Origin of the sequence: Flavobacterium sp. (assembly GCF_031423415.1) — a bacterium.
Classification (GTDB): Bacteria; Bacteroidota; Bacteroidia; order Flavobacteriales; family Flavobacteriaceae; genus Flavobacterium.
Map to the genome: position 1 here is coordinate 1 of NZ_JANPFL010000003.1, position 13,363 is coordinate 13,363.

Sequence of the window (13,363 nt, forward strand, 5' to 3'; positions counted from 1 at the left end):
CAACACGAAAAACCAGAAGGTGTTATCGTGCAATTAGGAGGACAAACGGCTTTAAAAATTGCTGAAAAATTGGCCAAATACGGCATAAAAATTATTGGAACCAGCTTCGATGCTTTGGATTTAGCCGAAGATAGAGGAAGATTTTCGGAACTTTTAACTGAACTAAAAATTCCTTTTCCACAGTTTGGAATTGCAGAGACAGCTGATGAAGCTTCAGCTTTGGCGGATACTTTGGATTTTCCTTTATTGATTCGTCCTTCCTATGTTTTGGGCGGTCAAGGAATGAAAATCGTAATCAACAAACAGGAACTGGAAGAACACGTCATCAATTTATTGAAAACCATTCCAGGTAATAAATTGCTTTTGGATCATTATTTGGATGGAGCGATTGAAGCCGAAGCCGATGCGATTTGCGATGGTGAAAACGTGTACATCATTGGGATAATGGAACACATCGAGCCTTGCGGAGTGCACTCAGGTGATAGTAACGCCACTTTGCCACCGTTTAATTTAGGTGAATTTGTGATGACGCAAATTAAAGATCATACTAAGAAAATTGCCTTGGCTTTGCGAACCGTTGGTTTAATAAACATACAGTTTGCGATAAAAGACGATATTGTTTATATCATCGAAGCGAATCCAAGAGCGTCACGAACAGTGCCGTTTATCGCAAAAGCGTATGGCGAACCCTACGTAAATTATGCTACTAAAGTGATGCTAGGTGAAAATAAAGTGACGGATTTCACATTCAATCCACAGTTGAAAGGATATGCCATCAAGCAACCTGTTTTCTCTTTCAGCAAGTTCCATAATGTGAATAAAGCTTTGGGACCAGAAATGAAGTCAACTGGAGAAAGCATCTTGTTTATTGACGATTTGAAAGACGACCAATTCTATGAGTTGTATTCCAGAAGAAAAATGTATTTGAGTAAGTAAAGTATATTGAATAAGTTATATAGGTTTCAAGAATAATGTACCAATATAAATCAATAAATACTTATTTTTGTTCCAACAAAAACGTAATACGACATTTTTATGCTGATAATAGGAATTGCAGGCGGAACAGGCTCAGGAAAAACAACCGTAGTTCATCAAATAATGAATGAATTGCCGCATACAGAAGTTGGTATAATTGCTCAAGATTCTTATTACAAAAAATCCTCAGACGAAAGCTACGAAGAGCGTTCAAAAACCAACTTTGACCATCCAAGAGCTATCGATTTCGACTTATTAGTACAACATCTCAAGGAACTTAAAGAAGGCAAAACCATCAATCAGCCTGTATATTCTTTTGCCATACACAACAGAACCGCAGATACCATCGTGACACATCCCCGAAAAGTAATGGTTGTCGAGGGCATTTTAATTCTTTCCAATCCAGAACTTCGAGAGTTATTCGACATTAAAATATTCGTTCACGCCGATTCTGACGAACGGCTAATTCGACGATTAAAACGAGATATTGCTGAGCGAGGACGCGATATGGAGGAAGTTTTAAACCGCTACCAAACCACGCTAAAACCAATGCACCAACAATTTATAGAAAACACAAAAGCATTTGCCGACATCATCATCCCCAACGATAAATACAACACCGTCGCCATTGATGTAGTTCGAGCTGTAATAAATCAACGAATCTTATAATTTTTTTGTAATTTTATAAAATAAATTATTTGGAGCTTTTTCCTGCTGTCATTCCAAAACAAAGTTCACTGAACTCCGATGGAAATAAAAGCATAGTGAAGTAATCTCCCGAAGAAAAATCGGAAGAATTTTCCCTTCCATCAGGGCTAGGGCATTAGGATTTCATTCGAAATAATTTTAAAACAATCGTGTGTTGTTATGACAAACCCATACAAAGACAAACCCTGGTTTAAATTTTTAAGCAACAAATACATTTGGGTACTATTGTCATTTGTCATTTGGATGGTATTCTTGGACAACTATTCCTATTTTGGTCATCGCGTTTTAGACAATCAAATAAAGGAACTTAAAGACAATAAAGAATATTACCAAGAAGAGATCAGGAAAGATCAGGAAAAAATCAAAAAATTGAACAATCCTGACGAAACAGAAAAATACGCCCGCGAAAAATACTATATGAAAAAAGACAGCGAAGACTTATATATCATTGAATTTGAAGGCGACACCATCGAAAAAGATGTAAAAAAATAGATTCGAAGGTAAGTTATAGTACACGTCACTTCGATTAGTCCCGATTTTTATCAGGATTGTATCGAGAAGATTACAAAAGTAAATTTTCTAAGGAAACGCCATAAATACCGAACGCAGCAAATGAAAAATTTATTCGATGATTTCAATCCCGTTTCCTCCAAACAATGGAAACAAAAAATCCAGTTTGAACTCAACGGAGCCGACTACAACGAAACCCTAATCTGGAATTCGCCTGAAAACATCAAAGTAAAACCATTTTATCATAAAGACGAATTTGTAAATACATCCAATATAAATACAAAAGCAACCGACTTTACCATTTGCCAAAACATCTATGTACACGACCTCGAAAAATCAAATTATAGAGCTATAGATAGTATCAAGCGAGGTGCAGAAAGCATCCGTTTTACCATCGATGACGATAAAATAGAACCAGCAAAACTATTGCAAAACATTGACATTGAAAAAATTACTATTTATTTCAATCTTTCTTTCCTTTCTAAAGATTTTGTAAAAAAGATAGAGTCTTTATCCAAAGGAAAAAAAGCAAAAATATACTGCAACTTCGATGCTATTGGTCAATTAGCCAAGGAGGGAAATTGGTTTTCGACCAAAGAAAAAACGAATTTCGACACGCTAAATTTGATTTCGGCAGACGCAACAAATGTTTCCATAATCAGTATAAATAGCGGCCTATATCAAAATGCTGGCGCCAATATGTTACAACAAATTGGGTATAGTTTGGCTCACGCCAATGAATATTTCAACCGCATTACAACCATCAGCCAACCGATAGTATTCGAAGTTTCGGTTGGTACAAATTACTTTTTTGAAATTGCAAAACTTAGAGCTTTAAGAGTCCTTTTCAATCTAATTGCAAAAGAATACAACCACAAATTCGATTGTCACTTATTAGTTTCACCTACAAAACGCAACAAAACACTATATGATTACAATGTAAACATGTTACGCACTACGACTGAATGTATGAGTGCAATTCTGGGCGGAGCAGACTCTATTGCCAATCTAGCTTACGATTCTTTGTATCATAAAGACAATGTATTTGGCGATAGAATAGCCAGAAATCAACTCCTTATTCTCAAACATGAAAGTTATTTCGACAAAGTCAACAATCCTGCGGACGGAAGTTACTACATAGAAAGTCTGACAAATCAATTAGCAGAAAAAGCTTTGGTATTATTCAAAGACATTGAAGCCAACGGCGGCTTCTTGAAGCAACTCAACGATGGAATCATCAAAAGGAAAATCCAAGAAAGTGCCGACAAGGAGCAGGAATTATTCGATTCGGGCAAAGAAATCTTAGTTGGAACAAACAAATATCCCAACAAAAAAGACCTCATGAAGGACAATTTAGAATTGTTTCCTTTTGTAAAAATAAAACCTCGAAAAACCTTAATTTCACCCATAATTGAAAAACGATTGTCTGAAAAAGTAGAACAAGACCGCCTAAAACAAGAAAATTAATTCAAAAACAAACCATTATGACAAATAAAATCTATTTACTAGTATTGTTCTTTTCATTCTCGGCTTTTGCCCAACACAGAACCTTGCAAATAACCAATCTTAAGAACGGCCAAATAACAGTATTTGAAGAAAATCAACGTGTGAAAATTAGAACTTTGGACCATAAAAAATGGGTTGGGAATCTTACATTTACAGATAGTTTGAGCTTTACGGTCAACAATCACAAGATTGCAATAGATAGCCTGCAAAGCATCAAAAACCAACCCAAATCAGTAGCAACTTTCAAAACGGTGGTATTAATTTCAGGAGCGGCTCTTATCGGAGCATCAATAATTGCAGCCTCCGGAGGAAGTGATGCTGCATTTTTACTCTTTGCAATAGGCGGTGGAACAACTCTTAGTTCTGGATTAATTGGAAGTCGAAATTCGAGCTATACACACCTAAAATGGTCCTATAAAATTGTTGACTCGAGCCTGAAAGGCGAACAGGTGAAGCAAAAATGAGAAGATGGAAGTTGGGAGTTGGGAACTTGAAGTGAAAAAATAGATGGCTGAATTTTAAAATAATTTGTAACATCTAAATATACAATACAACTTAAAGTTTAGAAGAATAGAAAAAATTTAAACCCTAAACACTTTAGCTTTCTAAGTCAAATTCTAATGAGAAAAAATGTCCAACATATTAAAATAGAACAGTCGGAAGATGGAAGTGGAAAGCTAGTAGCTGGAAAAGGGAAGCTAGAAGAAAAAAATTTCTTGACAGCTGAAGGGATTTCCATTAAACCGACCTACTCAGAAAAAGACATTGAGAACCTCGAACATCTCGATTTTGGAGCAGGCTTTGCACCCAATTTACGTGGACCTTATACTACAATGTATGTTCGCCGTCCTTGGACTATTCGGCAATATGCAGGATTTTCTAACGCCGAAGAAAGCAATGCTTTTTACCGCCGAAACCTTGCTGCTGGACAAAAAGGACTTTCGATAGCTTTCGATTTACCCACTCATCGTGGTTATGATTCTGATCACGAACGTGTGGTAGGCGATGTAGGAAAAGCAGGCGTAGCCATTGATTCAGTTGAAGATATGAAAGTATTATTTGACCAGATTCCATTAGGAGAAATGTCGGTTTCAATGACTATGAACGGAGCTGTTTTACCTATCATGGCATTCTATATTGTCGCCGCCGAAGAACAAGCTGTCAACCCAGAACAACTTTCAGGAACAATACAAAACGACATTCTGAAAGAATTTATGGTGCGAAATACCTACATATATCCACCAACTCCTTCCATGAAAATCATTGCTGATATCTTTGAATTCACAAGCAAGAAAATGCCCAAATTCAACTCGATTTCTATTTCTGGTTATCACATGCAAGAAGCGGGAGCGACTGCCGATATTGAGTTGGCTTACACACTTGCAGACGGTTTAGAATACATTCGAATAGGACTGGCAACAGGTATGAAAATAGACGACTTCGCTCCTCGCCTTTCGTTTTTCTGGGCTATTGGAATGAACCATTTTATGGAAATTGCAAAAATGCGGGCTGGACGAATGATTTGGGCAAAACTTGTCAAACAATTCAATCCAAAAGACGATAAATCATTAGCGTTGAGAACCCATTGCCAAACATCAGGTTGGAGTTTGACGATGCAAGATCCATTCAACAATGTTGCCCGAACCACTATCGAAGCAGCAGCAGCAGCTTTTGGCGGAACTCAATCTTTGCATACCAATGCACTCGACGAAGCCATTGCTTTGCCAACCGATTTTTCAGCACGAATTGCCCGAAATACCCAAATTTATTTACAAGAGGAAACCAAAATCACCAAAACAGTTGATCCTTGGGCAGGAAGTTTTTATGTTGAGAGTTTGACCAATGAAATAGCTCAAAATGCTTGGAAACTTATCGAAGAAGTGGAAGAATTGGGAGGAATGACCAAAGCTATTGAATCTGGAATTCCAAAACTGCGCATCGAAGAAGCCGCCGCGAGAAAACAAGCAAGAATCGACAGCGGTCAAGACATTATTGTAGGAGTCAACCAATACCGATTAGAAAAAGAAGATCCATTGCAGATTCTTGATGTCGACAACCAAATGGTACGTAAACAGCAAATCGAGCAATTAGAAAAAATTAAAGCATCTCGTGATGCCGAAAAAGTACAACTTTCACTCAAAAAACTAACCTTTTGTGCTCAAACCGGCGAAGGAAATCTACTAGAAATAGCCATCGAAGCAGCGCGAAACCGCGCCACTTTGGGTGAAATTAGCGATGCCCTAGAAACCGTTTTCGGAAGATACAAAGCACAAATTAAATCCTTTAGTGGTGTGTATAGCAAAGAAATAAAAGACGATAAAAGCTTTGAAAAAGCCAAACAACTAGCTGACGAATTTGCCCTAAAAGAAGGTCGTCGACCAAGAATAATGATTGCTAAAATGGGACAAGACGGACACGACAGAGGTGCCAAAGTAGTCGCCACAGGTTATGCCGATTTGGGTTTTGATGTCGATATAGGTCCACTCTTTCAAACCCCGGCCGAAGCCGCCAAACAAGCCGTAGAAAATGACGTGCACATTCTTGGCGTTTCTTCACTAGCAGCCGGACACAAAACTCTCGTGCCTCAAGTGATAGCCGAACTCAAAAAATACGGTCGTGAAGATATAATGGTTGTTGTAGGAGGAGTAATTCCTGCCCAAGATTACCAGTTTCTGTTTGATGCTGGAGCGTTAGCAGTGTTTGGTCCAGGAACTAAGATTAGCGAAGCAGCGCTAAGTGTTTTGGAGATATTACTAGCCTGACCTGTCTGGTTTAAAGATAAAAACAAAATATGTCTAAACTCCCCAATGTAACCGCGAGTATTTTTGCTACCATGTCTAAAATGGCAACCGAATACAATGCCATAAACTTGGCACAAGGATTTCCGAATTTTGATTTGGATGAAAAATTAGTGGACATCGTAGCCGAAGTGGTTAAAAAAGACGTGCATCAATACCTGCCAATATCAGGCTATCAGCCCCTTTTAACCAAAATCGCTACCCTGATTCTTGACTCCTATCAGCGAAAAGTGTTGCCCGAAACCGAAATATTGGTAACTGCTGGAGCGACTCAAGCGCTTTTTACTACAATTGTAGCGTTAATTAAAACAGACGATGAAGTCCTTATTCTGGACCCCAGTTTCGATAATTACGAAGCACCGACCTTATTGTGCAATGCCAAAGCCATTCGGGTAGAATTAAACGACGATTATTCGCCCAACTGGCAGCGAATTGAAAACGCAATTACAACCAAAACCCGAATGTTAATCATCAATAGTCCACACAATCCAACAGGGAGAATTTGGAAAGAAAATGATTTTCAATCTCTAGAAAACCTAGTCGAAAAATACCCAAATATTCTATTGCTATCCGATGAAGTCTATGAATTCATTTCATTTGAACAAATACATATTTCCGTACATTCAAGAAAAAAATTAACACACAGAAGTATTATTGTTTCCTCTTTTGGAAAATCTTTTCATATAACAGGTTGGAGAATGGGCTATCTCGTGGCACCGGAATACTTGACAAAGGAAATCAAAAAAGTACATCAATACTTGGTTTTTAGTGTCAACAGTCTAGCTCAAGCCGCAATAAGTGACTATTTAAAGGTGGTTGACGTGTCTAAACTAGGTAGTTTCTACCAAGAAAAACGAGACTATTTTAGAAAACTACTCCAAAACAGCCGATTTGAATTATTACCCTGCAATGGAACTTATTTTCAGTTAGTTTCCTACGCTGCAATTTCAGAGGAACCTGACGTTGATTTTTGCAAGCGATTGATTGAAGAACATGGTGTGGCAGCCATTCCACTTTCCTCTTTTTATGGAGATGGAAAAGACCAAAAACTCATCCGATTTTGCTTCGCCAAAGACAATGCTACTTTAGAAGAAGCAGCGAAAAGGTTGTGTAGGGTTTAAAATTCTACCCGCTGTAAGAGCAAGCGTTCCGATAGCTATTGAAACGCGGTGAAGCATGGCGATATGTTTTAGCCAACTAGCCTGTTTTTAATGATTCGTTAACCGACTAACCAATTTACCCATTTTTCCTTATATTTACATCACTAAAGAAATACAACTATGGATTTTTCAGCAAAAATGCTTCGCGATGATGCCTTAAAAGGCAAAGTCATTGTGATAACGGGTGGCGGAAGCGGATTAGGCAAAGCCATGACCCGCTATTTTATGGAATTAGGGGCAAAAGTAGCCATCAGTTCGCGAGATTTAGAGAAACTACAAGCTACAGCCGCAGCACTCGAAGCTGAAACAGGCGGAACTTGTCTGGCAGTTCAATGCGATGTAAGGCACTACGACCAAGTCGAAAATATGCTACAAGAAGTCTTAAAAGTGTATGGCAAAGTGGATGTATTGCTCAACAATGCCGCTGGAAATTTTATCTCCCCAACCGAAAGATTATCGGCCAATGCTTTCGATACCGTGATTGACATTGTACTCAAAGGCTCCAAAAACTGCACCCTAGCTTTCGGAAAACATTGGATTGAAGCCAAGCAAACGTCATCGACGATATTAAATATTGTAACCACTTATGCCTTTACCGGTTCAGCCTATGTTGTGCCTAGTGCCGCTGCCAAAGCAGGCGTTTTAGCTATGACCCGAAGTCTTGCTGTGGAATGGGCTAAATATGGTATCCGTTCGAATGCGATTGCTCCTGGACCTTTTCCTACCCAAGGCGCTTGGGATAGATTATTGCCTGGCGACTTAGCCGAAAAGTTTGATATGGCTAAAAAAGTACCTTTGGGAAGAGTAGGAAATCATCAGGAGTTAGCCAATTTGGCAGCTTATTTGGTGTCTGATTTTTCAGGCTACATCAACGGCGAAGTTATTGTTATAGATGGTGGCGAATGGTTGAAAGGCGCAGGCGAATTTAACATTCTCGAAGCGATTCCAGAGGAATTGTGGGATCAATTAGAAATGATGATTAAGGCGAAGAAAAGGGGGTAATTATATGTAAGCTAACTGTCTATTTATTTAAAATAGGACAGGGTAAAGTTTCTTTTAAAAAAGTATACTCTAGAAAAAAGTGTTGTATTTTTGAGTTTTGAACTTTACGATTAAAAAATAGAAGCGGCTAAATTTTGGTCAAAAGCACAAAAATGAAAGTAACTACTACCCTCCTTATAAGCATTTATTATTTTGGCGCAAAAAAAGATTTTTGTAATTGATTATAATACACATTACAAGGACAAAATAGTCTAGTAATAATTGAAACCTATTTTTTATTCAATTTATATTTTACTTTTTAATAACTGTGAAAGGTCCTATAAGCTCAATTTTGTTTTCTTTATTTTTCTGAAGTTTAAGAATTTCATTCGATTGAGAACTACTATAGATAATAACATTTTTATCGGTTTTAAAATAGTGCTCAATCCATTCATTTTTAGAGCAATTATCAGGAACAACATTTACAGTTATAGATGAATTTTTATTTTTGAAATTTCTATACTGAATGTTTTTACCTTCAGTGAAACCTGTTTGAGTGCTGAAACCCTTCTGATACAAGTCACATTGAAAATAGGCAGTTTTTCTAGATTGAATATAAACTACATTTTTATCATTAATTAAAATTTCAAGTGTTTTTTGCCGCTCTTTAGTAAACAAAGTGATCTGATTTTTCCAACCGTTGCCAAATAACACATAAAAATAACCATATAATGGCCTAGGACCTTCAAGCATTGGAAGGTAAAAACCAGAATCTAATTTGAGATTAACTCTATCTATTTTTATACTTTGATTAGGATTGGGTAGTAAGCTCGATTCTTCTTTCTTCGTGTTTAATTCAAATCCCGGTCCACAAAAAGTCCCTTTTACATCCAATTGTATTCCAACAAACCAAGGAAAAATAACTAATAATAAAAAACCAATAAGAGGCAGTTTTTTATTTAGTATAGAATCAAATCCGATACACATTAGTATTAATAGCATTGGAAACAATGTAATTAAAAACTTATAAGATGGAAAAAAGCCAACGACAAAGCAGGGCAAAATTGACAATACTATCAATCCCAGCATAGATAAACAATATTTTGGGCGACTTTTACTTTTTTTATAAATAGTAATAAATCCAAACAAAACAAGAAAAATCAATGATGGTGTCAAAAATGCAGAAGCAGTTGCAAGTAAAGCAAGAGTTGATTTTTCATTACTTTCGATGTATCCAACCGAAAAAATAATCGTGTTATAAATATCCTCAAGATTATATCCGGTAATATAAATAAAACCAAATGCCAGCATTACTCCTACTACATTTGCTACACAAATTTTTAAAAATAATAGCCATACTTTTTTGGAATAATACTCAATCGGGTTGTAATAAAGTGCAAAACCCATATAAAGAGGAAGTGCTATAAGCATAGTCCATCTAAACGGAATAGAAAGACCAAATAACAAAGTTGAAAGATATAAAAACAGATTTCGATTTGTTTTTAAAAATTTAATGAATATAATTAATGAACTCAGCAGGAAAACAAAACTGATGTAAGCTGAATTAATAATTAGACTATGAAAAATTAGATCAGGAACAATAAAAGGTAATAAAAAATAGAAATAAAATTTATTTTTAGCATCTACCTTTTCAACGTCATCAAAGAAAATATCGAGAAAAACTGCGAGTAATAAAAGTATAATAAAACCGGAAACAAACGATAGCAAAACCGCAAAAGTACGCATAGATGCTTCGCTATGGAGACTGGATATTTCAATTAAAAAGTCTAATCCAGAATTATAGGTAGCGTAGGGTTGTTGAATTTGTGAATTGCGACCACATAAATGGTACAAAATAGTGGAGGCGTCATCGCCCTCAACATAATTAAAATTTAAAGTAAAAAAATAAAAATACAAAAACAGTAGAAAATAGAATCCAAAAATATATTTGATGTTTTTCATATGGTATTAATTGCTTCTTGCGTAGGGAGTTTATAAAATAAAATAATATGACTTGCTCTTACATTTTCTAAAAGTATTGAATTATATTAATAGTGCTATATTACAAATCAGATTGCTGTAAAGAATATGCGTATAAAATGCTATTATAAATTTGTTTAAACATCCGTTGTAACTATATCTTTTGAAAGAAAATATTAATTTCTATTTCGGTTTACTAATTATCAAACTCCACCAACCCACAGTTCGACCCAAGGCTTCAGTCAAGGATTCCTTTTTTTTACTTGTGGTAAATGTATTTATAAATCGGATTAAAGTCAATAATAAAGTGATGGAATGCCATTTTATTCTCGATTTTAAGGAGGGTTTCGGATTTTTTACTCTCCATACATACCAGCCGTTGCGAACTACCATTTTGCCGTACCTATATTGATTTGGTCTTCCTGAAGGATGATGAAAATGGCTCAATTGAGCATTGGTATTAATAACATTTTTACCAAATTGCAAAGCTCTGATGCTAAAATCAGCATCTTCATACAAACCATAACCCTCAAAATAAGACGAAAATCGAATGAAATCGACTACTTTTTTTCGAAATGCAAACGACATTCCAATTAGTAAATCTACTTCATAGGTTTTGCCATTCAAAGGAAAACCACAAGTTTTACCATGTGAATAATCGGGCATTCTTCCAGGTCCTAAATTAGATTGCAATCCCAAATAATTGCGCACTACATTGCGCTGTCCTTCTTTGTAAACAAATCCTTCCCACAAACAAAACCGTCTCGAATCATATATTTTTTGGGGTTCTACTTCAATCCAACTATTTTCATTTATAGCAACACCTCCAACACCAGAAACATCCTGATTTTCATTGAAGGTTTTAATTATTTCTTCAAAATATTTTTTTTCTAAAACGGTATCATCGTCAAGAAAGCAGACGACTTCCATAGTTATTCCTACTCGTTCTATTCCGTAATTTCGCTGTTTAGTCAAACCACGATGTTCTATTGGAACAGCAAAATAATGCAAATGCTGAAATTGATTTTCTTTTAGAACAAGTTCCGTTTCACGATTTATTGAACCATCAATAATCAGGATTTCATCAGGGTACAAAGTTTGCTCCTGAACCGATTGCAACAATTGCAATACCGATTGAGGACGCATATAAGTACAGATCACTAAACTAAACTTCATTTTGTTTCCTTAATTCGTTAGCCCAAAACACACTTCGTTCCCATTGTTTTTGAAAACGAATGTAATATTTAATAGGGTTTTTAATTTCTTGAACCCTATAATACTTAAAAAACAAGGTCGTCTTAAAACTATTGATTTGTGCTCTGGAATTGTGCACTATGTTATACAAAATTACAGTTGGGGATGGTTTAGGCTGAATGGTATCGCTATGCCATCTCAATACTGGCTTAGTTCTAAAACCGCCAATAGGGGCTTTCAAATGCAAAATTTCGGGTTCGGGCAAATACAAAACATCATAACCCAAATTTCGCAACTTCATTCCGAAATCACCATCTTCTCCATAACCAAATTCAAATGCCATATTAAATTTGACATTAGCCAACATATCCCTTCGAACAAAACTATTTCCTGCTCCAAAAGTAGGCCATTGAATTACTTTTTTATATTTCTTGATTTCATTTTTTTGGGGATAAGATGTTGTTACTAACGGATTGCCATATTGTTCAATCTTACAAAAAATATCGGTTAGCAAATTTACTTCAAAACGATTGTCATCATCTGCCAAAAAAACCCATTCACTTTGGGTTTGATTCAAAGCCAAATTACGAGCATTGCAAGCACCAGCTTGATGCGTAAAAATATGCTGAATTTCAAAGGGCCATTTTTCATTGGTCAAAAAATCTAATTCCGTCTTGCTTCCCACCTCTGGATTTTGTTCTACTATAATAATTTTTTTAGGCAAAAGGGTTTGTTTAGAAAAATCCTTCAATACATCATATAGATAATTCTTTCGTCCAATTGTTGGAATAATGACATCAATAGTGAATTTATCAATTACTTTTTTGGACGATTGTACTTTTATACCATCCAAATTGGTAGTTAGCTTGCTTCTATTTTTATAAAAAAGTGATAAAAGAAAAGGCAAGAATGGAAATTTTCGTTCATATAAAAACAAATTCAACAGCAACAAGAAAACCCAACGCGTTCTATAGTGCTGTTTTACAAAACGGAAAAGAATATATAAGCTTGATTTAGTTAATATGCCTTTTTCTCCACTCTTTAGTAATCGAGGTTCGGAATAACACAATAGCCCATTAGGCATCAGTAATTTACTAAGCGAACACAAGAAATAATCAAAGTTTGTATCCAATGGAAACTTATTATTTAATGCCACTAAAACTTCGGCATGAACACAACCCAGATTGCTACTCATTTGCCAAGTTGGAAAAGTGACAGTTCTATTAATTTGCACAAAAAGTGAGGCATCAATATAACCAATAGCCAAATCTAAAAAAGAAATATTGGACGAATTATAGGAAAGTAATATTTTCTTGTGATGCAATAATTTCTCAATCTCTGAAAGGTTAAGTTCAGTTCTTAAACTTTGATGGCACCAAACAATTATTTCTTTTGGGTTCCTACTCGCAACTTCAACCAGAACAGAAGCAATCGATTTACCATTAACTTCAACTACTTGAATAGTTTCAGAATTAGTTAGTTCAACGATGCTTGTGCCATTATGATATATAATTATCATACTTATATTATTTTCATAGCATCTAGCTAAAA

The 13,363-nt window shown here is 35.8% G+C and carries 11 protein-coding genes; 8 read left to right on the forward strand and 3 right to left on the reverse strand.

Features of this window, described 5'->3' with window-relative positions:
* The 8 genes from RMO83_RS00520 to RMO83_RS00555 all read left to right on the forward strand — a co-directional run.
* Nucleotides 1–936 (forward strand): ATP-grasp domain-containing protein (locus RMO83_RS00520; RefSeq protein ID WP_310557714.1); only part of this gene is annotated, 936 nt, incomplete at its 5' end.
* 99 nt (nucleotides 937–1,035) lie between these two features.
* Nucleotides 1,036–1,644: a uridine kinase gene (udk, locus tag RMO83_RS00525; RefSeq protein WP_310557715.1), complete on the forward strand. Its 609-nt coding sequence runs from the start codon at nucleotides 1,036–1,038 to the stop codon at nucleotides 1,642–1,644.
* Nucleotides 1,645–1,842: 198 nt separating this feature from the next.
* Complete coding sequence (locus tag RMO83_RS00530; protein ID WP_310557716.1) at nucleotides 1,843–2,175, forward strand: septum formation initiator family protein; 333 nt, start codon at nucleotides 1,843–1,845, stop codon at nucleotides 2,173–2,175.
* 120 nt (nucleotides 2,176–2,295) lie between these two features.
* Nucleotides 2,296–3,660, forward strand: coding sequence for a methylmalonyl-CoA mutase subunit beta (locus RMO83_RS00535; protein ID WP_310557717.1), 1,365 nt, complete (start codon nucleotides 2,296–2,298; stop codon nucleotides 3,658–3,660).
* 17 nt (nucleotides 3,661–3,677) lie between these two features.
* Nucleotides 3,678–4,163: a hypothetical protein gene (locus RMO83_RS00540; RefSeq protein WP_310557718.1), complete on the forward strand. Its 486-nt coding sequence runs from the start codon at nucleotides 3,678–3,680 to the stop codon at nucleotides 4,161–4,163.
* Between the two features lie 156 nt (nucleotides 4,164–4,319).
* Nucleotides 4,320–6,461, forward strand: a complete 2,142-nt coding sequence (gene scpA / locus RMO83_RS00545; RefSeq protein WP_310557719.1) for a methylmalonyl-CoA mutase — start codon at nucleotides 4,320–4,322, stop codon at nucleotides 6,459–6,461.
* 29 nt (nucleotides 6,462–6,490) lie between these two features.
* A complete protein-coding gene (locus tag RMO83_RS00550) occupies nucleotides 6,491–7,618 on the forward strand; it encodes a methionine aminotransferase (RefSeq protein ID WP_310557720.1) in 1,128 nt (375 codons plus the stop codon).
* 159 nt (nucleotides 7,619–7,777) lie between these two features.
* Nucleotides 7,778–8,659 carry an SDR family oxidoreductase gene (locus RMO83_RS00555; protein ID WP_310557721.1) on the forward strand — a complete coding sequence of 294 codons (882 nt, stop codon included), beginning with the start codon at nucleotides 7,778–7,780 and terminating at the stop codon, nucleotides 8,657–8,659.
* A gap of 291 nt (nucleotides 8,660–8,950) precedes the next feature.
* Here RMO83_RS00555 and RMO83_RS00560 read toward each other — a convergent pair whose 3' ends face one another.
* From RMO83_RS00560 to RMO83_RS00570, 3 genes are all read right to left on the reverse strand, one after another.
* Nucleotides 8,951–10,600 carry a hypothetical protein gene (locus RMO83_RS00560; RefSeq protein WP_310557722.1) on the reverse strand — a complete coding sequence of 550 codons (1,650 nt, stop codon included), beginning with the start codon at nucleotides 10,598–10,600 and terminating at the stop codon, nucleotides 8,951–8,953.
* Between the two features lie 201 nt (nucleotides 10,601–10,801).
* Nucleotides 10,802–11,794: a glycosyltransferase gene (locus tag RMO83_RS00565; RefSeq protein ID WP_310557723.1), complete on the reverse strand. Its 993-nt coding sequence runs from the start codon at nucleotides 11,792–11,794 to the stop codon at nucleotides 10,802–10,804.
* The gene (locus tag RMO83_RS00570; protein WP_310557724.1) at nucleotides 11,784–13,331 is read right to left on the reverse strand and encodes a glycosyltransferase family A protein; all 1,548 of its coding nucleotides are present in this window, start codon (nucleotides 13,329–13,331) and stop codon (nucleotides 11,784–11,786) included. Before RMO83_RS00570 ends, RMO83_RS00565 begins: the two co-directional genes overlap by 11 nt.
* Nucleotides 13,332–13,363: the final 32 nt, after the last annotated feature.